This is a genomic window from Paenibacillus sp. EPM92, from assembly GCF_016586185.1.
In the GTDB taxonomy this organism is placed as follows: Bacteria; Bacillota; Bacilli; order Paenibacillales; family NBRC-103111; genus Paenibacillus_G; species Paenibacillus_G validus.
The window spans coordinates 16,966-43,653 of sequence record NZ_BCPS01000068.1; the positions used below are offsets into that span (position 1 = coordinate 16,966).

Sequence of the window (26,688 nt, forward strand, 5' to 3'; positions counted from 1 at the left end):
TGGGTAAAGGGGTTACGAACATGATTGATAAGCTGAGCTTGCAACCGTTAATGACGGTCAAAGCCGCTGAGCCGAAAACCTTGACCGCAGCTGAAGTGTCCGACCAATTCAGTCGATTTTTAAACGGCGCGATTGCGGATTTGAACGCCCAGCAAGCTGGCGTAGATAAATTGAACAACCAATTCGTTAAAGGTGAAATTTCCGACGTTCACCAACTGATGATTGCCTCCGAAAAAGCATCGCTCGGATTGGAACTAACGGTTCAAGTAAGAAACAAAGTTATTGAGGCCTATCAGGAAATTATGCGTATGCAGGTCTAATCTTACTTGATTTATCTTCGTGATGTTCAGGTTGAATGGGGTGAAATGGTGAACGAGAATGTACTCCAATATTGGAACCGCATTAGACAATATTGGAATCAATTTAGCAAAACACAAAAGTTTACACTGATCGCCACTGTGATTTTGATCATACTGACGGTAGGGATCATCAGTTATAATTTTTCCAAGACGGAGTACGCACTGGCTTATACGAATTTGCAACCTAGCGATGCGGCAGCGATCAAAGGATATTTGGACGGGGCTAAAATCCCGTATCAGCTAAGCGATGACGGGAAGAGCATCGGCGTCCCCCGAAGCGAAGTGGCCAACGTCAAATTGGCGGTCGAATCGCAAGGTTTGAACAAAACCGGCAACGTCGGTTACGGCGCATTTAACCAGAGCAGCACATTCGGGACAACGGATCGCGAGTTCGACGTGAAATACGTCAATGCCGTTCAAGGCGAACTGCAGCAGTTGATCAATTCCAACAATGCCATCCAGAGTTCCAAGGTTCTGATCAGCTTGCCTAAAGAAAGCGTGTTTCTTCCGAAGGGCGCCGAGCCGGAGAAAGCTACCGCATCCGTCGTTCTTGAGATCAAACCCGGATACACGCTGGATCAAGCGAAAGTAGATACGATGTACAACCTCGTTTCCCACAGTGTGAAGGGATTGCCGGTCGAAAATATTACCATTTCCGATCAGAACGGGGACTTGCTGGAATACTCCAAAGGCAAAGGAAAGACGAACGGTTCGTCCAGCCTGGCGAAAGACCAATTCGAAATCAATAACCAATTCCGCAATGATGTGCAGCGGAACGTGCAACAGATGCTCAGTGCCATCCTTGGCAGAGACAAGGTTATCGTCAGCGTGTTCTCTACAATGAACTTTGATCAAACGAGCTCTAAGCGCAATCTGGTGACGGCTCCCAATGAAGTCGATCAAAGAGGACTTGAAATTTCCGTTCAGGAAATTCAAAAAAATTATAACAGCGACAACAGCGCCGCAAACGCCGGTGTACCGGGAACCGGTGCAACCGATGTACCCGGATATCCAGGCAGTAACAACAGCGGCACGTCCAATTCCGAAGAATTGCAGCGAACCGTAAACTATGAAGTGAACCGCATCACGGAAGAAATCGTAGCTACACCATACACTGTAAAGGATTTAACCATTAACGTCGGGGTTGAACCACCCGATCCGGCAGATCCGAATTCATTAACTCCGCAAACGACGGAAGCGGTGCGCCAGATTCTTGTCAACATTGTTCGCGCGGCGCTGGCAGACAGCAAAGTGACGCTGACCGACGAAGATTTAGCTAAAAAAGTAACGGTGTTTCCCCATACGTTCGCTAAAACGAACGAATCGCAAGCTACCGCTTCCAACGCAATGCTCCTTTACGGAGGCCTGGGCGGATTGGCATTGGCGTTACTCGCGGGAGGGGCTTTCTGGTTCATGCGGCGCAGACGCAAAGCGCAAGAGGAAGCCGAAGCAGCTGCACTGCTCGAAGATGCGGTACCGAAAGTGGAATTCCCGACTATTGATATCGACAATGTTAATAATGAAAACCAAATACGCAAGCAGCTGGAACAGTTGGCTAAACGGAAACCGGACGAGTTCGTTAATCTGCTTCGTACTTGGTTAGTAGACGAATAGAGGTGTACAGTGCTTGGCTAAAGTACAGCAACCCATTTTATCGGGACGGCAAAAAGCTGCTATTCTTCTGATCAGCTTAGGACCCGAGGTATCGGCCCAAATTTTTAAACATTTGCGGGATGAAGAGATCGAGCAGCTTACGTTGGAAATAGCCAATGTCCGAAAAGTCGATAATGCCGAAAAAGACGCGATTATGGCTGAGTTTCATCAAATTTGCCTAGCGCAAGAATTTATCTCGCAAGGCGGTATCTCGTACGCCAAAGAAATTTTGGAGAAGGCGCTCGGTTCCCAGAAGGCGCTCGACATCATAAACCGACTGACTGCGACGCTGCAAGTCAGGCCGTTTGATTTTGCGCGCAAAGCGGATCCGGCCCAAATTTTAAACTTTATCCAGAACGAAAACTCGCAAACCATCGCGCTTGTGCTCTCTTACTTGCAGCCGGAGCAAGCGTCGATCATTCTTTCTTCGCTGCCGCAAGATAAACAAGCGGATGTCGCCAAGCGGATTGCGCTGATGGACAGCACGTCGCCGGAGGTCATCAGCCAAGTCGAACGCGTGCTGGAGCAAAAACTGTCCGCTACCGTGACACAGGATTATACGAATGCAGGCGGGATTTCTTCGGTTGTTCAAATCTTGAACGGTGTCGACCGCGGGACGGAAAGAACCATTCTGGACTCCCTGGAGATTCAAGACCCGGAGCTTGCCGAAGAAATCAAGAAACGCATGTTTGTCTTCGAAGATATCGTCAACATCGACAATCGTTCGATTCAACGCATTATTCGCGATATCGAGAACGCCGACCTTCAGCTTGCGCTTAAAGTTGCCAGCGAAGAAGTGCGTGAAGCCATCTTCAAGAACATGTCCAAACGGATGGCCGAAACGTTCCGCGAAGAAATGGAATTCATGGGTCCTGTCCGCTTGCGCGACGTAGAAGAAGCGCAAACGCGCATTGTATCGACGATCCGCCGTTTGGAAGAAGCCGGTGAGATCATCATCGCACGTGGCGGAGGAGATGATATTATTGTCTAATGTCATCAAGTTTTTTCAATATGTTCCTGTCGAGGACACGAAAATTGTCGAACAACCGAAGCCGCCGTTGCCGGATCTTGAAGAAACGGCTGAGGAAGGCCGCACGGCCGAACAGCAGCAGGAACTCGACGAGCTGAACCGTGAGAAAGCGCAAATCATTCAAGACGCGCAAAGTTTTGCCGAAGAGCAAGTTCGCGCGGCGATGGACGAGGTGGCTGTCTTAAAAGAACAGGCGCAGGCCGAGATCGAGGCCTGGTGGCAAGAACGCCGGATGCTGGACGAAAGCGTGCTGCAGGAAAACAAAGAACAAGGCTATCTGCAAGGCTATGAGGCAGGCTTGGCGCAAGCGGAAGCCGAGCTCCGCGAGCGTTACGACCAGATGCTGCAGGAGGCGGCTCAAACCTTGGAGCAAGCGTATATATTGAAGCAAGAGATCATTCAGGAATCCGAACCGTTTCTTATTGAAATGAGCTGTTCGATCGCCGAGAAAATTATCGGACGCCAGCTGTCGCTGGAACCGCAATGGGTGACGGAGATGATTCGCAAGGTGCTTGCGCGTCGCAGGGAAAAGGGAATGATTGCGCTTTGTGTTTCCCCTTCCCAGTTCTCCTATATTCAAGACGCGCGGGACGAGCTGTTGCTGCATATCGATTCCCAGGCCGAGCTGCAAATCATTCCGGATGGTTCGGTGCAAGATCATGGCTGTGTCATTCGCTCATCCTTCGGCAGTATCGACGCAAGAATCGATACGCAGTTGAACGAAATTAAGCAAGCGCTGCAAGATCTCGCCATCCGCAACGAAGGAGGCTAACCTGATGCAAAGCCCGTCCGCTCAAAAATATATTGATCATCTCAGGCAGATGGATCCGATTCGCGTTAACGGCAAGGTGACGCAAGTTATCGGACTGACGGTGGAATCCGAGGGGCCGGATGCGAGCGTCGGCGACGTCTGTTACATTTATCCGTTTAAATCGAATCAGCCCTTGAAGGCGGAAGTGGTTGGTTTCAAAAATAACAAAGTGATCTTGATGCCGCTCGGCGAGCTGAATTCCATCGGTCCCGGCTGCGACGTAGTCGGAACGGGCAAGCCGCTGACCGTGCAGGTCGGTCACGAATTGCTCGGTAAAGTGCTGGACGGTCTCGGACAACCGCTCGATGGAACGTTCTTGCCGGCAAGAATGACCCATTATTCGACCAACAACGTCCCCAGCAATCCTCTGAAGCGTCCGCGGGTTCAGGAGCCGATTAGTGTCGGCGTGCGTTGTATCGACGGTTTGTTAACGATCGGCAAAGGTCAGCGCGTCGGTATTTTTGCAGGATCCGGCGTCGGGAAAAGTACGCTGATGGGAATGATCGCAAGAAATACGTCAGCGGACGTCAATGTCATTGCCCTTATTGGTGAGCGTGGACGCGAGGTGCTTGATTTTATCGAACGCGATCTCGGACCGGAGGGACTGGCCCGCTCTGTCGTTATCGTCGCTACTTCCGATCAGCCTGCGCTAATTCGGATCAAAGGCGCTTTGATCGCCACTAGCATTGCCGAGTATTTCCGCGATCGCGGACTTAACGTCATGATGATGATGGATTCCGTTACACGTTTTGCGATGGCACAGCGGGAAGTTGGTCTTGCCGTTGGCGAACCGCCTGCAACGCGAGGTTACACCCCTTCTGTTTTTGCTACGCTGCCCAAGCTGCTGGAGCGATCCGGAACCGGGCCGAAAGGATCGATCACAGCGTTCTACACGGTGCTGGTCGACGGCGACGATATGAACGAACCGATTGCGGATGCGGTAAGGGGTATTTTGGACGGTCATATCGTTCTCAATCGAGGTATCGCGAACCGCGGTCACTATCCGGCCATTGACGTGCTTGCGAGCGTCAGTCGGGTCATGAAAGAAATCGTGCCTCAGGAACAGCAGCTTGCAGCCGAAAACTTGAAGCGTTTGTTAGCTGTATATAAAGATTCGGAAGACTTGATCAATATTGGGGCGTACCAGAGAGGGTCGAACCCGGAAATCGACCTCTCCATGGATTCGATCCAATCGATCTGGGACTATACGAAGCAGCGGGTGCACGACAAGTTGACCTATGCGGAAGCAACGGAGCAATTAATTCAACAATTTTATAGGGGTTGAGACCACTGATGCGCTTTCGGTACGCTTTTCAAAAAATCGTGGATCTGAAAGAGAACGAGAAAACTCAAGCGGAATGGGTTTTGTCTGAGGCGATCGGTCAAATGCGTAAAGAGGAGTCGAAGCTTTCCGAGCTTCAACAGTCCAAAACGGATATCCAGGAACAATTGCATGAAGCATCCGGTCGACGGACAACGGTTTCCAATCTCATGCTGCTGCAAAGTTATGTCGATCACATTGAAGGCCGAATTCAGGCGAAACACCGCGACGTTCAGCAGGCGAGAGGGGTCGTGCAGTTGAGACAGGATGATTTGAACGGAAAGATGCTCGAAGAAAAAGTATGGAACAAAGCGAAAGAGAAGGCGTACCAACGGTTCACCGCCGATCTGCTGAAGCGTGAACAGGACCAGTTGGATGAAATGGCGACGAACCGGTATAAACGGCTTTCTTAGCCTAAGCAGGGGAGGTGACGGTAGATGGCAGACGCAGACACAGAGCAAACCGCATCTTACGGCGCCATGGAGCGTTTTCTGATATGGTTCCTCATTCCGTTCGTTTTTACGGCCGTTTTGCTCGGGGTGTTGCTGACGATTTTCGATTACGACGTGATGAATAATGTGTTGAAAACGGCCAATAAAATACCCGTCGTCAACCAAGTGATTCCTGATCCTCAGTCGGATACGGATAGCGGGAAACCGCAGACTGAGGCGGCGAAGGCCCAAGAGGAGGGGGCCGACCCGACGAAGGATGATCAGGTTGCGCAAATGACGTCATCCGTCCAGCAGAAGGATCAGGATCTGCAAAAAGCGGAGGCGGCGATTCAACAACGGGATCAACAAATCAAAGAGCTTCAGTTGAAGAACAGCTCGCTTGAAGAACAAATGAAAACGAAGACACAGTCGGATGAAGAATATAAGGCACAAATTCAGCAGCTGGCAAGCCTGTATGCGAAGATGTCCCCCAGTAAATCGGCACCGATCCTGGAGAACTTGACGTTGAACGAACAAGTGCTGGTGCTGAGTATGATGAAGAACGACGAACGCGTGAAAATTTTGGAAAAGATGGATCCGAAGAAGGCGGCGGAAGCTTCCATTTTGATCAAGGATCAGAAGCTCGTTCGCGATACGGAACTTGCGGCTCTTCAAGAAAGGCTGCAAGCTATGCAAGCGCCGGCGGCCAAGACCGACAAGCTTAGCAAGGACGATCTGGGATCGACCTTCGCCAACATGACGCCGAAAAGCGCTGCGACGGTACTGCTGGAGCTTCAAAAGACGACGCCGGATAAAGTCATTTCCATCTTGAATTCCATGGACAATGCCGGCAGGTCGAAAATTCTTTCTGCCATTTCGGATCAATCGAAAGAAACGGCGGCTTTAATTTCGGCCCGACTCGCTCAATAGAAGCTTGAAAGGAGGTGAAAAGAAAAGATGGAAATTCAAGCTCAATCTGTTGCCCTGGGCGGCACTGCATCTGCAGGCGGAAGCGCCAATTCAGCGGGTTCTGCGCAAGGCTCCGCTTCAGGCGGGAGTGCGTTCTTGACGACGTTAACCGGAATGCTTGTCGGAGAAGCGAATCAAGCCGGCAGCGAGGCCAAGGGCGGGATGAACGGATTAAGCGCCTTGATTCAATGGCTCAACCCGTTAGCGGCGGCCGCTTCCGTAATGAACGAACAGTCGACCGAACTCCAGGCCGGGCAAATTGACGGTCTCCTTCAATTGCTGGAGCAGACGGAGCGGCAGGAAGACGTCGACGCGCTTCTAAGCAATCCGGATCTTCAAGCTTGGCTTGCCGAACTTCAAGCGCTTCTTGCGTCGCTGCTATCGACAGATGCAAGTGCCGGTAAGGATGGCGAAGCGGCTGAGCATCCGAAGCAGGCCGGAGAAAAAGCTCATCCAGGTGAAGAACAAATGTTAAATCCGCAATTGTTCATACCGCTATTGACGCAAGTCGCTACAGACGCTTCGGAGTCTGCGGCGAACGCTCAGTCGAACTTATTGTCTTCAGCCGAAGTCGTACAGATACTAAAGCAGCTTAAAGAAATAATGGCCGGCGGGCCCCTGCATCCGAGCTTGCAACAAGCGATGAAAGAGTTGCCGTCTGCGTTATTGTCGGCGGCCGCAACATTCGGCGAGTTACATAAAGCGAAAAGCGATACGCAACAAGCGGTGCAAACCGCTGTTTCAGCGAAAGCGAGTACGGATTCGGCGAATCCTTCAACCGCTCCGCTAGTTCAGGTGGTTTCCAATCCGATGCACAAACTCGAAGCGCTCGCTTTGGCACAGCATGCCTTAAAGCTGACGAGCGAACTAAGCGGCAGCGAAGAGGAAGCGCCTTTATTCGAACCGCTTCGTTCGGAGGATGGTCAATCGGGAACTTCCCAGCCGATGACGATGCACGATTTCATGAAACAAGTACAGAACGGGCAGATGGTTTCGAAATCAGCGTCGCTGCATATGCCTGCTTCGTCCTTCACTGAGGATATGACGCAATTTATCGTCAGCTCCTTCGTACTTGGGACGACGGCCGACGGCTTGACAGAAGCGAAAATTTCTCTTTATCCGCAGCACTTGGGTCATGTAGAAGTCAAGCTGACGATGCAAAACGGACATCTGATCGCCCAATTCGTAGCGGACAGCGCAGCGGGCAAAGAAATGTTGGAGGCACAGCTCTCCCAATTGAAGAACACCTTGCAGACGCAAGGCATTCAAGTGGATAAGCTGGAGGTCAGTCAAAGCCAAAGCTATCAATCCGGGATGTTCCAGGAAGGACGCCAACAGCAATCGCAGCAACCGTCCAAGCAGAAAAATTCGGGCAGCAATAAAGCTGCTTCTTTAGATGAACTTGGAGAGACGGAAAGGATGTCCGGCGTAGGAGACAATCGGACAGGCGTTAACGGTTCGATTGACGTCATCGCCTAAGTTGCGCTGTACGGCGGTTGGAGATAAGCGGGAAGCAGGAGGTGAACAACATGGCCGATTCCAACATCAGCACGAAAAATATTTGGCCTTATTATTCGAAAGCGAACGTCGACCGCGCAGAAAAGAAGACGGGAGGCAGCGAGCTCGGCAAAGACCAATTTCTGAAAATATTAATTACACAATTAAAAAATCAGGATCCGACTCAGCCTTTGCAGGATAAAGAGTTTATCGCGCAGATGGCGCAGTTTACTTCGGTCGAGCAGCTGACGAATATGAGCAGCGAAATGAAATTGTTGCGCCAGTCTCTAGGCTTCGCATCGGGACTGATCGGCAAAGAAATTACTTGGTCTTACGCAGATAACGAGGGCACGACTTACTCCAAAACCGGGGTTGTCGAGTCGATTACCGTTAAAGATCATCAGCAATTTGCAAAAGTGAACGGCGAAGAGGTCGCGCTCGAAAATATTTCGCAGATCGGCAACCCGGCTCCTTCAAAGGAACCTGCAGGGGGAGAGGCACCATGACGGAACGGATGACGGTAGGTCAGCTATTTCCGAATGGCGTTACGCCTGCGCTCTCGAAGCCGCCTCAAACGAGAACTGGACGGGAAGCGCCATCGACTTCGTTTGATTCGATCTTGCACCACCAATTCGTACGCTTCAGTCATCATGCGGAAGAACGGTTGCGCCAAAGAGGCATTCAGTTCCAGCCCGAACAACTGGCGAAGATCCAGTCCGCCATCGACAAAGCGGCAACGAAAGGCGCCAAAGATTCGTTGATGCTCATTAACGATACGGCTTTAATCGTGAACATTAAGAACCGGACCGTGGTTACCGCAATGGACGGAGCATCAATGAAAGACAACTTGTTTACGCAAATTGACAGCGCCATGATCATTTCTTAAGAACAGGCCGGCCCGGAGTTCGGAGGCCTTGGTTGTGGACCGACTGAAACAACCAGTAACACCATTAAGCAAGGCTGACGAGTTCAGCCTTTAGGAGGCAATCGATCGATGTTAAGATCTCTTTATTCCGGTGTTTCGGGTATGAGAGGATTTCAAACGAAGTTGGACGTTATCGGGAATAACATCGCTAATGTGAACACGGTCGGGTTCAAGACCGGACGCGTGATGTTTAAAGATATTTTGAGCCAAACGGTCGCCGGGGTCTCGGCTCCGACGGAGGAAAGAGGCGGCGTGAATTCGAAGCAGATCGGTCTTGGCGTTACGGTTGCCGCGGTTGATACGATTCATACGCCGGGCAGCGCGATGACGACGAACAAACCGACCGACCTGCGGATCGACGGCGACGGATTTTTCGCGGTTTCCTCGATGGTAGACGGAGGCGACGGCCCATATTTGACTCGTGCCGGTAACTTTGAGCTGGATGCATTGAATCGCCTCGTGAATGCGGACGGGATGTTCGTCTTGAATACCGAAGGCACAGCGGTCACGTTGGAGGATGGCGTTACGGCTTTCTCCATCTCCCAGAACGGGGAGATTATCTCGGTTGCTGCCGATGGAACGGCGACTCCGACCGGACAGCTTATCGCTGTTGCTAAAGTGACGAACCCTGCCGGTCTTGAGAAAATCGGGGGTAACATGTACCGGATGACGCCGAACTCCAACACGGAAGAACTCGATCTGGGCGCCGCTACTGCCGCGAATCCGGAGACGGGAACGGGAGCTATCATCTCCGGTCAGCTTGAAATGTCCAATGTGGACTTAACGAGCGAATTTACGGAAATGATTATCGCACAGCGGGGGTTCCAATCGAACTCCAGAATCATCACAACTTCAGATGAAGTGCTTCAGGAAGTAGTCAACTTGAAACGATAGTAACGTTCAGTATCAGTAAACGGGGGAGCCGGTCTCCCCCGATCCTATCCCAAGCGGAGGTAGCCGATGGTAACGCTCACCCGGCTTAACGGCAAACCGATCATGGTTAATGCCTTACTGATTGAGACGATTGAAGAGACTCCGGATACTATGATTACTTTGGTGACCGGAAAAAAAATAATGGTGCTCGAACCGGTGCCGGAAGTTGTCGCCATGGTACAGCGCTTTTTGCAGACCGTAGGTCTCATCGGCGGAACGATAAAGAGCCTGAATTCGGAGGGGTCGTAAGTTGTTTAAAAGTAAAATTTTTATCATGGTCGTAGCTATACTTATTGCGATAACATTAATTTTAACTGCAGCGTTCGTTCTCTGGAATTACATGGATAAATCCAGTTCCGATCCCCAAGACCAAGCGCAGCAATTGGTACGGGAAGTAAAATCCGGTAAAAAATTAACACCGGTACAAGTGAAAGAAAATACGGTCGAAATGAAAGACGTTCTGACAAACCTGGCCACGGCGAGCGGGGCAAGCGCGAAGTTCGTGAAAGTAAGCTTTGCCTTTGAACTTGAAAACAAGAAGGCTAAAGAAGAGTTTGATTTCCAGCAAAGCCGGATGAAAGCAATCGTAATTGAAACGTTGGCCGATATGACGCCGGAACAAGTTTCGGGCAAAAAAGGCTTTGACAATCTCACTTCAGCCCTTATGAATAGAATGAATGAACTGCTTCACGAAGGTAAATTGAATCAAATCCTTATTACCGATATCGTTCTCCAATAGATTGAGGGATATTCGCGAATAAGCAAGCGGGAGGTGACGCAGATGGTAGATGTGCTTTCGCAGAATGAGATAGACGCCCTGCTAGCGGCGCTCTCATCCGGTGAAATGGATGCGGAAGAACTTAAAAAGGAAGAAACTCAGAAAAAAGTTCGAGCCTATGATTTCAAACGCGCAGTGCGGTTTTCCAAGGACCACATTCGCAGCTTAACTCGAATTCACGAAAACTTTGCCCGTTATTTAACGACTTATTTTTCCGCACAGCTCCGGACCTTTGTACAAATAAATGTTGTCCAGGTCGAGCAGCTGCCTTATGATGAATTCATACGGTCCATTCCAAAAATGACCATCCTGAACATTTTCGAAGCGGAGCCTCTGGAAGGAAGAATGGTGCTCGAGGTGCATCCGAACGTGGCTTTTGCCATGCTCGATCGTTTGCTGGGAGGATCGGGTACCTCGCCAACCAAAATTAACGCTTTAACCGAGATCGAAACGATCGTCATGGAGCGGATTTTCAGCAGAGCGTTTGAAAGTTTGCAGGAAGCGTGGAAGACGGTCATTGATTTGTCCCCAAGGCTGGAAGCTTTGGAGACAAATCCGCAATTTATGCAGATCGTCTCGCCTAACGAAACGATTGCCTTAATTTCGTTAAGCACCAAGATCGGGGATACGACGGGGATGATCAACTTATGTATTCCACACGTCGTCATTGAGCCGATTATGCCGAGATTGTCGGTTCATCACTGGTTTGTGTCCCAGAAGAAGACGAGTGCCCCGGAAGAGCAGACGGCTTTGCAGAATCGGCTTCATAAGGCAAAGCTGCCGATTATCGCAGAGCTGGGCGCTTCCCAAATATCCGTACGCGAGTTTCTCAGCCTAAATGCAGGCGACGTCATTACGTTGAACAAATCGGTAAATGAGCCGCTGCATATACGGATAGGGGAAAGGTTGAAGTTTTATGGCAGTCCGGGTACGACCCGCGGTAAGCTGGCTATACAAATCAGTGAGATTGTCAGTGAAGGAGTAGAAGAGAATGACGAATAATAAGGATTATTTGTCTCAAGAAGAGATCGACGCCTTGCTGAGACAGTCTTCCGAAAGCGAGTCAAGCGGTGGTTTTTCGAGCGGCTCGAGTCCAAGAGTAGAAGACTACTTATCGTCGCTGGAACAAGATGCTTTAGGCGAGATCGGCAATATCACATTCGGCAGCGCCGCGACAGCCTTATCGACCTTGCTCGGTAAGAAAGTCGATATCACCACGCCAAAAGTTTCTGTGATTGCCCGAGCCGACTTGGTCGAAGAGTTTCCTAAGCCGCATGTCGCTGTCCACGTTAACTATGTCGACGGATTTGACGGCATCAACCTGTTGGTCATCAAGACGCGCGATGCGCAAGTGATTGCCGATTTGATGATGGGCGGAGACGGTACGGGGCAAAATATGGAATTGTCTGAAATTCATATCAGTGCCGTACAAGAAGCGATGAACCAAATGATGGGGTCATCCGCTACTTCAATGTCGACGATATTTAACCGATTCGTCAACATTTCGCCGCCGGGGATCGATATCTTGGATTTGGCAGAGGGCGGCGAACCTTCATCGATTCCGCAAGTAGACGTCTTTATCAAGGTTTCATTCCGCTTGACGATTGGCGACTTGATCGACTCCACGATCATGCAACTGCTGCCCGTCGCGTTCGCGCGGGAGATGGTCTCCACCCTGATGGGCGGCGGAGACATGCAGGAAACGGCCGCTCCGCCGCCGTCGGCTCCGCCTGCTCCGCCTGCTCCGGGCTCGATGGCGCAGGACACGCTTACGCCGCCTCCTGCGGCGCCTTCGAATGATGCATACCAGCAGCCGCAGGTTCAGCAACCGATGTACCAGCAAGCGCCGATGTATCAAGAACCGCCGATGCAGCAGCCGATGTACCAGCAAGCGCCGATGTATCAACAGCCCCCGATGATGCAGCCGCCGGGCTATGCGCCGCAGCCTGCCGCTTACGGGATGCCGACAGGGCGTAACGTCAATGTTCAGCCTGCGCAGTTCTCGAATTTCACGCCGCCGCAGCTGTCGCCTGCCGAAGATACGAACTTGAACTTGCTCTTGGACATCCCATTGAAAGTAACGGTGGAACTCGGTCGCACGCATAAGGTGATCAAGGACATTTTGGAGCTTTCGCAAGGGTCGATTATCGAACTTGATAAACTCGCAGGAGAGCCGGTTGATATTCTCGTCAATAACAAGCTTATTGCAAAAGGCGAAGTCGTCGTTATCGATGAAAATTTCGGTGTTCGTGTCACGGATATCGTAAATCAGTGGGACCGGATTCAAAAACTGCAACAATACTAAACCATAGCGCTCTAGGAGGACTGTATACCCATGGCAAACCGAATTCTGATTGTAGACGATGCAGCATTTATGAGAATGATGATCCGCGATATTTTGTCCAAAAACGGTTACGAGGTTTGCGGTGAAGCGAACGATGGCGCACAAGCGATCGAGAAATACAAAGAGCTGCGTCCCGATCTAATCACGATGGACATTACGATGCCTGAGATGGACGGTATCCAAGCGTTGAAAGAAATTAAAAAAATCGATGCCAACGCCAAGGTCATCATGTGTTCCGCGATGGGGCAGCAGGCGATGGTTATCGATGCGATTCAAGCCGGTGCCAAGGACTTTATCGTGAAGCCGTTTCAAGCGGATCGCGTTATCGAAGCCATTAAGAAAACGTTGGGGTAACCCGAAACTTCACGAATTGAAGGGAATGTGAGCACTTGAAGAGACTCGCAACCAAGACGTTGCTAGCCGTTCTCGTTCTATGGATGCAAACAGCGGCGTGGTTAGCTGCTGTTTGTTTCGGGGAAACGGGGACCGATGCGCCCGGTTCGAGTCCTTTTGACTCACCGGACAACATCTATTCAGCCGGAGACACGCTCGGGATGATTGTCAAAGTCATTTTTTTTCTTATTCTCATTATCGTCATCTTCTTTGTGATTATGAAGATCATTGCTCAAAAAAATAAGTACTTCACAGGAAGATCCATTCGGTCGCTTGGCGGTTTGCCTCTCGGACAAAACAAATCGATCCAAGTCGTTGAGATCGGGAAGTCGCTCTATATCGTGGGGGTTGGCGAGAACATCCAACTGCTCGAGAAGATTGAAGACGAAGCGGAGGTCGCGCTCATTCGCGACATGATGACTGCGGGTCCGGCTATGACGGCGCCGGCGTTCGAATCGTTTGGCGGCTGGCTGAAAAAGCTGAGACAGAAGCCAGAGGTGGAGGAAGAGCTTGACATTGAAGCAACCTCGTTCCAGCACGTGTTCCAGACCAAGATGACGGACCGTAAGAAGATGATGGAGGAGCTGCTCCAGCAAGACAATAATTCAGATCGGTTGAATGATAAACCATGAAAAAGCTCATCAAATTATTACCGCTGCTTCTGCTTGCCGGAATGCTCTGCTCGGTTTCCGGCCAAGCGTTCGCGGCGGATCCGATTCCGGGTATTAATATCGATATCGGGACAGCGAACAGTCCGGACAATGCGTCGGGTACCGTTACGATCATACTCCTGATTACGATTCTTAGTCTTGCGCCTGCCATCCTCGTCATGATGACAAGTTTCACCCGGATTATCATTGTGCTCGGTTTCGTCCGAACGTCCCTGGGTACGATGCAAATGCCGCCGAATCAAGTACTGATCGGATTGGCGATGTTTCTAACCTTCTTTATTATGGCGCCGACGTTAGGTGAAATAAACGAGACGGCTTTCCAGCCTTATATGAAGGGGGAAATTACGCAAACCGCCGCATTGGATAAAGCGTCGATTACGATGAAGCAATTTATGTTTCAGCATACGCGCCAGAAAGATTTGAAGCTGTTTCTCGACTATACCAAAGCCGCGCCTCCGAGCGGCGTGGAAGATACGCCGCTGACCGCGCTCGTTCCGGCCTATGCGATTAGTGAGCTGAAGACGGCGTTTCAAATGGGCTTTATGGTATTCATTCCGTTTCTAGTCATCGATATGGTTGTCGCGAGCACCTTGATGGCGATGGGGATGATGATGCTTCCCCCGGTCATGATATCGCTGCCTTTTAAAATACTGCTGTTCATCCTGGTTGACGGTTGGTATTTGGTCGTGCGCTCACTGCTGCTCAGTTTCAATTCGTAATCGAGACCCGAAAAGGAGGGACTTGCTTTGAGCTCGGAGTTTATTATCGGGTTGGCCGGCGAAGCGGTTTATACAACGTTAAAGGCCAGCGCTCCGATGATGGTGGTCGCTCTTGTCATCGGCTTGATTATCAGCGTTTTTCAGGCAACGACTCAAATTCAAGAGGCTACGCTGGCTTTTGTGCCGAAAATCGTGATGGTGCTCGTCTCGATTCTGATTTTCGGACCCTGGATTCTAAATACGCTCGTCGATTTTACTTATAATCTTATGAACAATCTTTACAAATTCGTCGGGTAGGTACATGTAGATGGCTTGGTTCGTACAGTATCTCCCTGGATTTCTGCTGTTTTTTTGTCGAATTACTTCGTTTTTTGTGGTCGCGCCTATTTTTTCGGGTCGAAATGTGCCTGCGCAGTTTAAAATCGGGATCTCGGTTTTCGTAGCGTTTATCGCTTTTGTCGGGGCCGGCACCCAATCGCCGGTTGCTATGGATTCGATGTACGTGCTGCTGATTATACGGGAAATATTGGTCGGCTTATGCTTGGGCTTTGTCGCCTATATGTTTTTCACAATCGTGCAAATTGCAGGATCGTTCATTGACATTCAAATCGGGTTCGGTATTGCGAACGTCATCGATCCGATGACGGGAACGCAAAGCCCGGTGATCGGCAACCTGAAATTTATGGTCGCCTCGATGCTGTTTCTGTCGCTAAACGGTCATCATTATTTGCTCGAAGCCATCATGCGAAGCTATGAATGGATCCCGTTAAACAACGAGACGTTCACTAAGTTTTATGGCGGACAAATTTCAGACTTTATGGTGAAGTCATTCTCAAGCGTATTTGCGTTAAGTTTCCAAATGGCCGCACCGCTTATCGTTGCGATGTTTTTGACGGACGTCGGTCTCGGGCTTCTGGCGAGGGTCGCGCCGCAATTCAATATTTTTGTGATCGGGCTTCCGGTCAAGCTGTTGCTCGGCCTTATTATGTTGGTTTTATTATTTCCTGGTTACGAGTCTCTGTTCAGCAATATTTTCGCCAAAATGATGGAATCGATCAAGAGCTACTTCGGATTGTTTCAAACCTAAGGGGGGATGGACGTGGCGGCACTTCGTTTACAACTCGACCTGCAGCTGTTTGCCGGGGAAAAGACGGAAGACGCGACGCCCAAGAAGAAACAAGATGCAAGAAAACAAGGACAAGTGGCCAAAAGTATGGAACTGCCCGCTGCCTTTATCTTGTTTTTTTCCTTCCTGGCGTTTTACTTGTTCGGCGGGTTCATGAAAGGACATCTGGTCGGCGTTTTCCGATCGATCTATACGGACTTCCTGCTGGTCGACCTCACATCGCCCAATATGATGGTGTTATACGAGCAGCTGGCGCTGCAGATGCTGCTGATATTAAGCCCGATTTTCGTAATCGCGGTCGTCATAGCCGTGCTCGGCAACTATTTGCAATTCGGCTTCCTCCTCACGGGCGATCCGCTGATGATGAAATTCAGCAAAATGAACCCTCTTGAAGGCGCGAAACGAATGTTTTCGATGAGGTCGGTCGTTGAGTTTCTGAAGTCCATGTTGAAAATGAGCATTATCGGTTATGTCGTGTATTCGGTCTTATGGGGCGAGAAAGCGCACATTATGCAGCTAGCGCATCTCCCTCTTCAGGAGATTCTGACTTTTACTTCTTCGCTCGTGTTGAACCTTGGCGTGAAAATCGGAGGCATTTTGATCATACTGGCCATTTTCGATTTTTTGTATCAGAAATATGAGCATGAGAAGAATTTGAGAATGTCCAAACAGGACATTAAAGACGAGTATAAGAAGTCGGAAGGGGATCCGCTGATCAAAGGGAAAATTCGGGAGAAACAGCGCCGTATGGCGATGCAGCGTATGATGCAGGACGTGCCCAAGGCCGACGTTATCATTACGAACCCTACCCACTTTGCCGTGGCTCTCCAGTACGACGGTTCGAAGATGCAGGCTCCGACCGTCATTGCCAAAGGGACCGACTTCGTCGCTCTCAAGATCAGACAAGTCGCCAAAGACCATGGCGTCGCTACGATCGAAAATAAACCGCTCGCCCGGGCTTTGTACGCTCAGGTGGAAATCGGAGAAGCGATTCCCGCCGACATGTTCCAAGCCGTGGCCGAAGTATTAGCCTATGTATACAAACTTAAAGGCAAGGCATTGTGATCTTGGCCTGAAGATAGCGAACGAAAACTAAGTAGAGGGGGCACCGGCTTTGAAAATTAGAGACCTTGTCGTATTGATCGGCATCATCGGCATCATTCTCATGATGGTCGTTCCGCTCCCGATTTGGTTGTTGGACTTTTTGTTGATCCTGAATATTACGCTGGCGCTTATGATTATTCTGGTCGGGATGAATACGACCGATGCGCTGCAATTTTCAATCTTTCCTTCGCTCCTTCTCATTACAACCCTGTTCAGGCTCGCCCTAAACGTCTCCACCACCAGGAACATCCTGGCACACGCCGATGCCGGTAATGTGGTCGAAACCTTTGGTTCATTCGTCGCGGCAGGCAACCTGGTTGTCGGCTTCGTCGTCTTTATCATTCTCGTACTCGTACAGTTTATCGTCATTACCAAAGGTTCCGAGCGCGTTGCCGAAGTTGCGGCACGGTTTACATTGGATGCGATGCCCGGCAAACAAATGAGTATCGACGCCGATTTGAACGCCGGCATGATCAACGAACATCAAGCGAAGGAACGCCGTGAGAAAATTTCACGCGAAGCAGACTTTTACGGTGCGATGGACGGGGCGAGCAAGTTCGTCAAAGGGGATGCGATCGCGGGCATCATCATGCTGATCATCAATATCATTGGCGGTTTGATCATCGGGGTCGCCATGAAAGGAATGTCTTTCGCCGAAGCAGGCGAAAAATATTCGATTATGACGATTGGCGACGGCTTGGTGAGCCAAATTCCGGCGCTGCTTATTTCGACGGCTGCAGGTATTATCGTTACCCGGGCTGCGTCCGACGGCAATCTGGCGCATGACCTGACAACGCAAATTTTCTCCTACCCGAAGCTGCTCTATATCGCGGCAGGTACGGTGACGGCGCTTGGCCTCTTTACCCCGATCCATTTCTGGACGACGTTTCCGATTGCGGGTCTGCTTGCCTTTGCCGCTTATCGGATGCAGCAAATCGTGAACCGCAAGCAAGCGGAGGAGGTGCAGCTCGAGGAAGAGCAGCAAATTGAAGAAGTGCGAAGTCCGGAGAGCGTTATTGGGCTGCTCAATGTGGACCCGATTGAATTCGAATTCGGGTATGGCCTTATCCCGCTTGCGGACACGCAGCAGGGCGGCGATCTGTTAGACAGGATCATTCTCATTCGCCGTCAGTGCGCACTGGAGCTCGGGGTCGTCGTTCCTGTTATTCGGATTCGCGATAATATTCAGCTGAGGCCGAATGAATACATCATCAAAATCAAGGGCAATATCGTCGCTCGCGGCGATTTACTGCTCGGTCATTACTTGGCGATGAGCCCGGGCATCGATGACGATTCGATTGCCGGGATCGATACGCTTGAGCCGGCTTTCGGTCTTCCGGCACTCTGGATCGACGAACAAACCAAAGAACGCGCAGAGCTTTCCGGGTACACGGTGGTCGATCCGCCGTCGGTGGTCGCGACGCATTTAACGGAAATCATCAAGAAGCATGCTCACGAACTTCTCGGACGGCAAGAAACGAAAGCACTTATCGAGAATGTCAAGGAAAGCTTCCCGGCACTGGTGGACGAGCTCATCCCGAATGTTCTTTCCTTAGGAGACGTTCAAAAAGTACTGGTGAAGCTGCTGCGTGAAAAAATTTCGATCCGGGATCTCGTTACGATATTAGAGACTTTAGCGGATTACGGCACCTATACGAAGGACCCCGATATTTTGACCGAATACGTGCGGCAAGCGTTATCCCGGCAAATCACCCAGCAATTCACGTCGATCGGCGACTCGTTAAAGGTGATCACCGTAGGCCCGAATCTGGAGAAAAAGATAGCCGAATCGGTGCAGCAATCCGATCAAGGCAGCTACCTGGCACTCGATCCGACTTCTACGCAAGTGATCTATCAACGGCTTAGCGATCAGGTGACCAAACTGATCCAATCCGGGCAGCAGCCGATCGTACTGACATCGCCGACGATCCGCATGTACCTGCGCCAGCTGCTTGAGCGCACGATGCAGGATATTCCGGTATTGTCTTACAGCGAGTTGGAGCCTAACGTGGAAATCCAGAGCATGGGGGTAGTTAATCTATGAGAGTGAAACGGTACGTAGTGGATTCAATGCCGGATGCGCTGCAAAAGATTAGAATCGACTTAGGCCATGACGCAGTGATCATCAACACCAAAGAAATTCGTACCGGCGGATTTCTGGGGATGTTCTCTAAGAAAAAAATTGAGGTCATTGCAGCGATGGATACCGCTTCCCCCGGCGGTTCCGCCGCAGGAGCCAGGACGCCCGCGGGCGAGGCTGCCGTTGTTGCTGCAAAGTCGACAGCTCCCTTTGCGGCTCCGCCTTTCGCTCAGTCTGCCAAAAAGACCGTAGCCGCTGCTTACGGGGCGCAGACGCTGCGGGAAGAGAAACAGCCGGTTCTTGCTTTTCCCGAAGTGCCGGACGTGCTTCCGCCGGAATCGGCGGCATCATTCGTACCGGTTCAAACGGCGGCGCCCGCGCCGCTCATGCCGGTTCAGCGCATTCAAGCGGCAGCTCCGGTGAAAGCGAAGGAAGACATGCTCCTGGAAGAATTAAAGCAGATGAAAGAAATGATGCGCAGACTCTCACAGCAGCATGGAAGTGCCGAACAACTGAATCCCGCGGTTCAGCGGTTCGAGCAGCGTCTGCTTGAACAAGAGGTGGAACCTCATCTTGTTCAGGAACTGATTGCCCAGGTGCTGGAAGATGCAGTAATCTCGGCGGCTGAATTGTCAGAGACGTTCGTGAAGCAGTCGCTGCAGCGCCAACTGCTCGCGATGCTGAGAATGGAAGGCAGCAAGTCCATAGCGGCCGATACGCGCATTGCGCATTTTGTCGGCCCTACCGGAGTCGGCAAAACGACGACGATTGCCAAGTTGGCGGCCGAGCAGGTGCTCAAGCACCACCGCAAAGTCGGTTTCATCACTTCGGACACGTACCGCATTGCGGCCGTCGAGCAATTGAAAACGTACGCGACGATCTTGAACGTACCGCTTGAAGTTGTATTCTCGCCCTCGGATTTAACTAAAGCTTTCGACAACTTGAAGGATTGCGATCTTATTTTCATGGATACGGCCGGACGCAATTTCCGCAACGAAATGTACGTTTCCGAATTAAATGCGCTGCTGAAATCAAGCGGAAAAAGCGAAACGTTCCTTGTGCTCAGCTTGACAACCAAATATAAAGACATGAAAGCCATTACGAGCAACTTCAGCAAATTCAAGCTGCACAAGGTGTTGTTTACGAAGATGGACGAAACTGACTCCTACGGCGCAATCCTGAATTTGGTTCGCGAATTCGGGCTCCAGATCTCCTATATCGCGAACGGACAAAGTGTCCCCGACGATATTAGAGTGCTGCAAGAACAATTCATCATCGATCTGATTCTGGAGGACGATAATCATGAGTGATCAGGCCCAAGGGCTGCGGAATCTGATTAAACATCAGGGCGCCGATCAGGAAAAGGCGACCCGGATCATCACCGTAACCAGCGGGAAGGGAGGGGTAGGCAAATCGAATTTCACCTTGAATTTTGCCCTATCGCTCCAGAAAAAAGGGTTCAAGGTGCTCATTTTCGACGCGGATATCGGACTCGCCAATATTGATGTGCTGATGGGCATCTCTGCAAAATATAATTTGTACCACTTGTTGAAACGGGAAAAAACGGTCTGGGATATCATCCACAAAGGACCGAATGATATACAGTTCATCGCCGGGGGCTCGGGCTTTAACGAATTAATTCGTCTAACGGATGAGCAGCTTGACTATTTCGCGGAACAAGTGAATCAGTTGAACGGACATGTCGATTTCATCATTTTTGATACCGGGGCGGGCTTGTCCAAAGAAACGTTGAAGTTTATTCTCGCCGCACAAGAAACGATTGTGGTGACAACGCCGGAGCCTACTTCCATTACCGATGCTTATGCGATTATCAAAATGGTTCACTCGATGAGTTACGACGTGAAATTCCGGTTGGTCGTCAACCGTGTGACGGATTGGAAGGAAGGGCGGCAAACTGCGGATAAAATCAGAATGGTAGCCAAGCAGTTTATGGATTTGGACATTCCGACGATCGGATACGTGTTGGATGACAATTCGGTTTCCAAAGCGGTGAAAAAGCAAATCCCCTTTACGATCGCTTTTCCGGAAGGCGCGGCTTCGAGGTCGCTGGGCGAATTAACCGACGATTTTGTGTTGAACCAGCTGCCGGCCGACAATCAAGCGGGTTCGGTTAAAGGTTTCCTGAGCCGAATGATTCGTTTGCTGAAGCAATAGCGAGCAGGGATGTTGATTTGGCCCGGTGAACAGGAACAACTTCTGACCTTCTAGCTCAGTGACAACGTAGAGGAGTGAAGCTATGCAGCAGCCGTTTGATGTGTTAGTGGTCGATGATTCCATATTTATGAGAAAAATCATCTCGGATTTTATCTCGCAGGATCCGATGCTGCGGGTAGTCGGGACGGCCAGGAACGGGAAAGAAGCCGTCGAGCAGGTGAAGAAACTACAGCCTCATGCGGTTACGATGGACATCGAAATGCCGGAGATGAACGGACTTGAGGCGCTTCGCGTCATTATGAAGGAAAGCCCGGTTGCGGTCATTATGCTCAGCAGCTTGACGCAAGAAGGGGCGTCCGAGACGATAAAGGCACTGGAATGGGGGGCTGTCGACTTCGTCGGCAAGCCGTCGGGCTCAATTTCGCTCGATCTTCATAAGGTAAAAACCCAGCTGCTGGAGAAGCTTCATATCGCAGTGAGAATGAATGTGAACAAGATTGGGCTGCAGCGCCCGATCCTTCCACGTCAACCGGAGCTGAAGCCGATACCGCAGGCCCGCACGACAGCGGCTGCAGCGCCATCGAATCCGTCTCCAAAGGCTGAGAGGCGATCGGTTGACCGATCGCAAGCGGGCATCGGGCACTTGGTCGCGATCGGAACTTCCACCGGAGGTCCGCGTGCGCTTCATCAGGTATTGTCGGAGCTGCCGGCGGAGCTTGCGGCTCCGGTCGTGATCGTGCAGCATATGCCGCCGAATTTTACCAGATCGCTTGCTCAACGGCTCAATTCGATATCCGGTCTGAAGGTGGTCGAAGCGGAGGAAGGCATGCCTCTTGAGAACGGCACGGCTTACATCGCTCCCGGCGGAAGTCACATGGCGGTCGCCCGCAATGGGCCGGGCGCTTATCGCATCCATCTGAGCAAAGAAGAGCCGCGCAGCGGCCATCGACCGTCCGTGGATGTTCTTTTTGAATCGCTGCTTCCGCTCAAGGAGTTGAAGCGTCATATCGTGATCATGACCGGCATGGGATCGGACGGCGCCAAAGGGATGCTGGCTCTGAAAGAATCGGGAGCTGTAACCACGATTGCCGAATCGGAAGAAACCTGTATCGTCTACGGTATGCCCCGAGCAGCGGTCGAGCTTAAAGGTGTCATGCATGTGCTGAAGCAGCAAGAAATTGCAGGCAAATTAATATCCGCAATCGGTTTATCGGCCTTATCTTAGTCCTTATACATATAAACGATCCTGATGGAGGTGTACGGTTATGGAAATGAATCAATATCTCTCGATGTTTATTGACGAGTCCAGAGATCACTTGCAAGCGATTAACGAACATATGCTCAGCCTGGAAAGCAATCCGGAAGACATCAGCATTGTCCAGAACATTTTTCGTTCCGCACATACGTTAAAAGGAATGTCTGCTACCATGGGCTTCGAGGATATCGCCTCGCTGACGCATGAGATGGAGAACGTGCTGGATCTTGTGCGCAATCATAAGTTGAAAATGGATTCATTCATCTTTGATTGCCTGTTCAAAAGCACCGATTCGCTCGAGACGATGGTCGAAGACATTATTCAAGGCGGCACCGGTAAAGCCGACGTTTCGGACATTGTAGCGGCTTTGAAATCCATAGTCTCCGGCGATTACCTGAAAGGCGCTGCGGGGGGATCGGCCAAGCCTGCTGATGGGCAGGACGAAACCAAAGCGGAGCTCGACGAATTCCAGCTCTCGATTGTCCAGCAATCGATCGAAGCGGGGATTCCGGTATTCTGGATCGAGGTCACCGTTCGTCAAGATTGCGTGCTGAAAGCCGCCCGCGCTTACATGGTGTTTAATGTGCTCGAGCAGAACGGGGAAGTCATTAAAGCGAGCCCTTCGGTCGAAGATATCGAGCAGGAGAAGTTCGGCGAATCGTTCGCGGTGTACTACATATCCCAGATCGATCATGACCAGCTGCATAAACAAATTTCCAGCGTATCTGAAATCGATAAGGTCGAATTGGTCGTGCTGAATCAAGAGAAGCTGGCTGAGCGCATGCTGCCGGCCGCGAGAGCGGCACAAAAGGAAGTTGCTGCCGCTGCAGCCGTAGTAACGCCGGAACCTCCTAAAGCCGAAGTGAAAAAACCGCCGGCTGCGCAGGCGGGAGCTCCGGTCGCCAACCGGACGATTCGCGTCGATATCGAACGTTTGGACTTCTTGATGAATTTATTCAGCGAGCTGTTGATCGATCGCGTCCGGCTGGAGCAGCTGGCCAGTGAAATTCGCAAAAACGAATTAACGGAAACGGTCGAGCATATGGCCCGCGTCAGCAGCGACCTGCAGAACATCGTGCTCAAACTGAGGATGGTTCCGGTCGATACCGTGTTCAACCGGTTCCCGCGGATGATTCGCGATGTCGCCAAAACGCTGGACAAGAAAGTAGATTTGATTATTACGGGAGCGGAAACCGAACTCGACCGTACGGTTGTGGACGAGATAGGCGACCCGCTTGTACACTTGCTGCGCAACGCCGTCGACCATGGTCTGGAACCGACGTCGGAGCGTATCGCCTTGGGCAAACCCGAGACGGGTACCATCCATCTTCGCGCATACCATAGCGGAAATCATGTGTTTATTGAAATCGAAGATAACGGCCGCGGCATTAACCGGGACAAGGTGCTTGGCAAAGCAATCCAGAACGGCGTCGTCACCCAAGAGCAAGCGGCGCGCATGACGGACAAGGAAGTGTATATGCTTCTTTTCGCTTCCGGCTTCAGCACGGCAGACAAAATCTCCGACATTTCCGGCCGTGGCGTAGGTTTGGATGTCGTGAAGACGAAGATCGAAAGTCTGGGCGGCGAAGTGCACGTCGATTCGGAATTCGGTAAAGGATCGAAATGGTCCGTACAGCTGCCGCTGACGCTGTCTATTATTTCCGCGATGTTGATTCGTCTTCACGGTGAGAAATACGCGATTCCGCTTTCTTCGATCGTCGAAACGGCCGCCATTCGCCCGGAGCAAGTTCGAATCGTACACGGCAATCAAATGGTCGACTACCGGAATAGCGTCATTCCGCTGATCCCGTTAGCCAAGCTGTTCGACGTCCCGCAGGGCGAAGACGAATCGGAAGCGGATATCCAGATCGTCGTTATTCGCAAAGGGGAGAAGATGGCCGCACTCGTCGTCAACGAGTTCATCGGCCAACAGGAAATTGTGTTGAAAACGCTGGGGAAATACTTAACCAACCTGTTCGCCGTTTCCGGTGCGACGATTCTCGGCGACGGGCAAGTCGCCTTGATTATCGATACGAACGCTTTAATCAAATAACGATAACCGCGATTGATCTACTGCACGATAATTTGAGGAGGACGAGGGTATGGGACAAGAAATGAAAGTAATCGTTTTCGCGTTGGCGCATGAAGAATACGGCGTTGAAGTTGAAAAAGTAAAAACCATCGAGCGGATGCAGCCGATGACGCGCGTTCCCAAAACGCCTGACTTCGTAAAAGGAGTCATCAACCTGCGTGGGGTCGTGACCCCGGTCATCGATTTGCGCGGCCGTTTTGGTTTCGCGGAGAGCGAATACACCGAGAACACGCGGATTATTATCGTCGGGGTGGACGATATCGAAGTTGGATTAATCGTCGATTCCGCTAACGATGTCATCGATGTGGACACCGACCATATCGCTGATCCGCCTGAAATCGTGGGCGGCATTAAAGCTAAATATTTGCACGGTATTGCAAAAATCGACGATAACCGGCTGCTCGTGCTTCTGAATTTGAAAGAAGTGCTCAATAAGAGCGAGATTGTCCAATTGGAGAACATAGAGGAGTAGATCCTGTGGAATCATTTAACGCATTTGCCGATTTTCAAATGGACGTCCTCAAAGAAGTAGGCAATATCGGCGCCGGACATGCCGCCACCGCATTATCGAAGCTGCTTGATAAGCCGGTCGACATGCTCGTGCCGAAGGTGCGGATGGTTCCATTTGAAGAGATTGCGGATAGCGTGGGCGGAGCGGAGCAGGTTGTCATTGCGATCTTCTTGCGAGTAGAAGGCGAGACGCCGGGCAACTTGTTCTTCATTCTTAAGCAGGAATCGGCCAAAAAACTGCTGCGCAATTTGTTAGGAATCGAAGTTGTCAGCGATGAGGGATATACGGAGATGGAAATCTCCGCGCTAAGCGAGATCGGCAACATCTTGGCGGGTTCCTATTTATCGTCGTTGGCTGACTTTACGAGGCTGAACATGCAGCCTACGGTTCCTTCTCTTGCCATCGATATGGCGGGAGCGATTTTGAGCTACGGCCTTCTCCAATTCGGTCAAATGGGAGATCAAGCGCTCTTGATCGATACGAAGTTTCTGAATGGGAAGGATGAAGTGGAAGGGCATTTCTTTCTCATTCCCGATCCCGAATCGTTTGAGAAAATTTTTATCGCTCTGGGAGTGCAAACTCCATGATCCAAGACAATTTGATCAAAGTCGGAATGGCTGATCTCAACGTTGCCCGCCAGACCGGCGTGCTGAAGACGACCGGCCTTGGTTCGTGCGTCGGCATCACGCTATATGACGCGAAAGCCAAGGTGGCCGGTATGGCTCACGTCATGCTTCCTAACTCGGATATAGCCAAAGAGGGCCAGCTTAATATTGCAAAGTATGCGGACACGGCGATTCCGGAGTTGATACGGTTAATGGAAGCGCTGGGTGCACAAATTCGCAGAATGGAAGCGAAAATGGCCGGAGGCGCACAAATGTTCGCTTTCGGCAGCCAGTCCGATACGATGCGCATCGGACCGCGTAATGTGGAGTCGTGCAAGGAGCAGCTGTCCCGTTTCAAGATTCCGCTTCTGGCTGAAGATACGGGCTCCAATTACGGCAGGACGATTGAATTCGACTGCGAGAAGGGAACTCTTCTCATCCGCAGCGTACAACACGGAGTGAAGGAACTGTAACCATGATTGGATCGATACGGTGGAACTTTATCATCGGCGCTATTGCCTTTATATTCACCTTTATGTTTTCTGTCGGGAACAATATTTGGTTGACGACGCTCCTTCGGAGCGTCTACAGCTTTGCTGTCCTTTTTATACTTGTCTTTGGTTGTCGTTGGCTGCTCGGCACCTTTGCCGGCTTTAATCAATGGAACTCGAACAAAACGGAGCTAGGCGAAGGGGATTCGGACGGCACGAAGGGAACTGTTTTCGATGCCGTCACCCCCCCGGATCAAGATGAGGAGCTTCATCAAATGCTGAAAAAGAAAGTAGACGCTCCTATGCCGGAAGAGGAAACGTTCTCTCCGTTAAACCCGCCCAAATTGTCTACCAAGTTCAGCGAAACGCCGGAGGAATTGGCTCAAGCGGTTCGCCGTATGACTGAAGAATAAGG

The 26,688-nt window shown here is 50.9% G+C and carries 30 protein-coding genes; all 30 read left to right on the plus strand.

Annotated features, from left to right (window positions below; translation table 11 throughout):
• Nucleotides 1-20: 20 nt before the first annotated feature.
• The 30 genes from fliE (at nt 21) to JMF85_RS15285 (ending at nt 26,686) form a co-directional block, all read left to right on the plus strand.
• A complete protein-coding gene (gene fliE, locus JMF85_RS15140) occupies nt 21-320 on the plus strand; it encodes a flagellar hook-basal body complex protein FliE (RefSeq protein ID WP_054799591.1) in 300 nt (99 codons plus the stop codon).
• A 6-nt stretch (nt 321-326) separates the two neighbouring features.
• Nucleotides 327-1,973 (plus strand): flagellar basal-body MS-ring/collar protein FliF, encoded by a 1,647-nt coding sequence (gene fliF / locus JMF85_RS15145; RefSeq protein WP_230876012.1) that lies wholly within the window; start codon nt 327-329, stop codon nt 1,971-1,973.
• Between the two features lie 13 nt (nt 1,974-1,986).
• A complete protein-coding gene (gene fliG, locus JMF85_RS15150) occupies nt 1,987-3,003 on the plus strand; it encodes a flagellar motor switch protein FliG (RefSeq protein WP_127604559.1) in 1,017 nt (338 codons plus the stop codon).
• Complete coding sequence (locus tag JMF85_RS15155) at nt 2,996-3,814, plus strand: FliH/SctL family protein (RefSeq protein ID WP_127604557.1); 819 nt, start codon at nt 2,996-2,998, stop codon at nt 3,812-3,814. Before fliG ends, JMF85_RS15155 begins: the two co-directional genes overlap by 8 nt.
• A 4-nt stretch (nt 3,815-3,818) precedes the next feature.
• Nucleotides 3,819-5,138 carry a flagellar protein export ATPase FliI gene (gene fliI / locus JMF85_RS15160; RefSeq protein WP_127604555.1) on the plus strand — a complete coding sequence of 440 codons (1,320 nt, stop codon included), beginning with the start codon at nt 3,819-3,821 and terminating at the stop codon, nt 5,136-5,138.
• An 8-nt stretch (nt 5,139-5,146) separates the two neighbouring features.
• Nucleotides 5,147-5,587 (plus strand): flagellar export protein FliJ, encoded by a 441-nt coding sequence (fliJ, locus tag JMF85_RS15165; RefSeq protein ID WP_127604553.1) that lies wholly within the window; start codon nt 5,147-5,149, stop codon nt 5,585-5,587.
• Between the two features lie 24 nt (nt 5,588-5,611).
• Nucleotides 5,612-6,535 (plus strand): MotE family protein, encoded by a 924-nt coding sequence (locus JMF85_RS15170; protein WP_054796991.1) that lies wholly within the window; start codon nt 5,612-5,614, stop codon nt 6,533-6,535.
• Nucleotides 6,536-6,562: 27 nt separating this feature from the next.
• Nucleotides 6,563-8,053, plus strand: a complete 1,491-nt coding sequence (locus tag JMF85_RS15175) for a flagellar hook-length control protein FliK (protein ID WP_201318458.1) — start codon at nt 6,563-6,565, stop codon at nt 8,051-8,053.
• 50 nt (nt 8,054-8,103) lie between these two features.
• Nucleotides 8,104-8,577: a flagellar hook assembly protein FlgD gene (gene flgD, locus JMF85_RS15180; protein WP_201318459.1), complete on the plus strand. Its 474-nt coding sequence runs from the start codon at nt 8,104-8,106 to the stop codon at nt 8,575-8,577.
• On the plus strand, nt 8,574-8,957 hold the full coding sequence (locus tag JMF85_RS15185) for a TIGR02530 family flagellar biosynthesis protein (RefSeq protein WP_054796993.1): 384 nt from the start codon (nt 8,574-8,576) through the stop codon (nt 8,955-8,957). The genes flgD and JMF85_RS15185 overlap by 4 nt, the downstream gene beginning before the upstream one ends.
• A 108-nt stretch (nt 8,958-9,065) precedes the next feature.
• On the plus strand, nt 9,066-9,890 hold the full coding sequence (gene flgG / locus JMF85_RS15190; protein ID WP_127604547.1) for a flagellar basal body rod protein FlgG: 825 nt from the start codon (nt 9,066-9,068) through the stop codon (nt 9,888-9,890).
• 66 nt (nt 9,891-9,956) lie between these two features.
• On the plus strand, nt 9,957-10,178 hold the full coding sequence (locus tag JMF85_RS15195) for a flagellar FlbD family protein (RefSeq protein ID WP_127604545.1): 222 nt from the start codon (nt 9,957-9,959) through the stop codon (nt 10,176-10,178).
• A 1-nt stretch (nt 10,179) separates the two neighbouring features.
• On the plus strand, nt 10,180-10,668 hold the full coding sequence (locus JMF85_RS15200) for a flagellar basal body-associated FliL family protein (RefSeq protein ID WP_127604543.1): 489 nt from the start codon (nt 10,180-10,182) through the stop codon (nt 10,666-10,668).
• Between the two features lie 42 nt (nt 10,669-10,710).
• Nucleotides 10,711-11,709, plus strand: coding sequence for a flagellar motor switch protein FliM (gene fliM, locus JMF85_RS15205; RefSeq protein ID WP_127604541.1), 999 nt, complete (start codon nt 10,711-10,713; stop codon nt 11,707-11,709).
• Nucleotides 11,699-13,012 (plus strand): flagellar motor switch phosphatase FliY, encoded by a 1,314-nt coding sequence (gene fliY / locus JMF85_RS15210; protein ID WP_141333897.1) that lies wholly within the window; start codon nt 11,699-11,701, stop codon nt 13,010-13,012. Before fliM ends, fliY begins: the two co-directional genes overlap by 11 nt.
• 30 nt (nt 13,013-13,042) lie before the next feature.
• Nucleotides 13,043-13,405, plus strand: coding sequence for a response regulator (locus tag JMF85_RS15215; RefSeq protein ID WP_127604539.1), 363 nt, complete (start codon nt 13,043-13,045; stop codon nt 13,403-13,405).
• A gap of 35 nt (nt 13,406-13,440) precedes the next feature.
• Nucleotides 13,441-14,076 (plus strand): flagellar biosynthetic protein FliO, encoded by a 636-nt coding sequence (locus tag JMF85_RS15220; RefSeq protein ID WP_236595864.1) that lies wholly within the window; start codon nt 13,441-13,443, stop codon nt 14,074-14,076.
• A complete protein-coding gene (gene fliP, locus JMF85_RS15225) occupies nt 14,073-14,834 on the plus strand; it encodes a flagellar type III secretion system pore protein FliP (RefSeq protein WP_127604537.1) in 762 nt (253 codons plus the stop codon). The genes JMF85_RS15220 and fliP overlap by 4 nt, the downstream gene beginning before the upstream one ends.
• A gap of 27 nt (nt 14,835-14,861) precedes the next feature.
• Nucleotides 14,862-15,131, plus strand: a complete 270-nt coding sequence (gene fliQ / locus JMF85_RS15230; RefSeq protein WP_054796996.1) for a flagellar biosynthesis protein FliQ — start codon at nt 14,862-14,864, stop codon at nt 15,129-15,131.
• 10 nt (nt 15,132-15,141) lie between these two features.
• Nucleotides 15,142-15,921, plus strand: coding sequence for a flagellar biosynthetic protein FliR (fliR, locus tag JMF85_RS15235; protein ID WP_201318460.1), 780 nt, complete (start codon nt 15,142-15,144; stop codon nt 15,919-15,921).
• 6 nt (nt 15,922-15,927) lie between these two features.
• Complete coding sequence (gene flhB, locus JMF85_RS15240) at nt 15,928-17,025, plus strand: flagellar biosynthesis protein FlhB (RefSeq protein ID WP_127604533.1); 1,098 nt, start codon at nt 15,928-15,930, stop codon at nt 17,023-17,025.
• A 49-nt stretch (nt 17,026-17,074) separates the two neighbouring features.
• Complete coding sequence (flhA, locus tag JMF85_RS15245) at nt 17,075-19,108, plus strand: flagellar biosynthesis protein FlhA (protein WP_127604531.1); 2,034 nt, start codon at nt 17,075-17,077, stop codon at nt 19,106-19,108.
• Nucleotides 19,105-20,454: a flagellar biosynthesis GTPase FlhF gene (flhF, locus tag JMF85_RS15250; protein WP_155614349.1), complete on the plus strand. Its 1,350-nt coding sequence runs from the start codon at nt 19,105-19,107 to the stop codon at nt 20,452-20,454. Before flhA ends, flhF begins: the two co-directional genes overlap by 4 nt.
• Complete coding sequence (locus JMF85_RS15255; RefSeq protein WP_127604527.1) at nt 20,447-21,319, plus strand: MinD/ParA family protein; 873 nt, start codon at nt 20,447-20,449, stop codon at nt 21,317-21,319. Before flhF ends, JMF85_RS15255 begins: the two co-directional genes overlap by 8 nt.
• A gap of 82 nt (nt 21,320-21,401) precedes the next feature.
• Nucleotides 21,402-22,544 (plus strand): protein-glutamate methylesterase/protein-glutamine glutaminase, encoded by a 1,143-nt coding sequence (locus tag JMF85_RS15260; RefSeq protein ID WP_127604525.1) that lies wholly within the window; start codon nt 21,402-21,404, stop codon nt 22,542-22,544.
• Nucleotides 22,545-22,584: 40 nt separating this feature from the next.
• Nucleotides 22,585-24,627 (plus strand): chemotaxis protein CheA, encoded by a 2,043-nt coding sequence (locus JMF85_RS15265; RefSeq protein ID WP_141333899.1) that lies wholly within the window; start codon nt 22,585-22,587, stop codon nt 24,625-24,627.
• A 49-nt stretch (nt 24,628-24,676) separates the two neighbouring features.
• The gene (locus tag JMF85_RS15270; RefSeq protein ID WP_054796998.1) at nt 24,677-25,138 is read left to right on the plus strand and encodes a chemotaxis protein CheW; all 462 of its coding nucleotides are present in this window, start codon (nt 24,677-24,679) and stop codon (nt 25,136-25,138) included.
• 38 nt (nt 25,139-25,176) lie between these two features.
• The gene (locus JMF85_RS15275; protein WP_155614373.1) at nt 25,177-25,764 is read left to right on the plus strand and encodes a chemotaxis protein CheC; all 588 of its coding nucleotides are present in this window, start codon (nt 25,177-25,179) and stop codon (nt 25,762-25,764) included.
• Entirely contained in the window at nt 25,761-26,255 is a 495-nt protein-coding gene (locus tag JMF85_RS15280) for a chemotaxis protein CheD (protein WP_054797011.1), read from the plus strand. Before JMF85_RS15275 ends, JMF85_RS15280 begins: the two co-directional genes overlap by 4 nt.
• A gap of 2 nt (nt 26,256-26,257) precedes the next feature.
• Nucleotides 26,258-26,686, plus strand: a complete 429-nt coding sequence (locus JMF85_RS15285) for a hypothetical protein (RefSeq protein WP_054796999.1) — start codon at nt 26,258-26,260, stop codon at nt 26,684-26,686.
• The last annotated feature ends 2 nt before the right edge of the window (nt 26,687-26,688 follow it).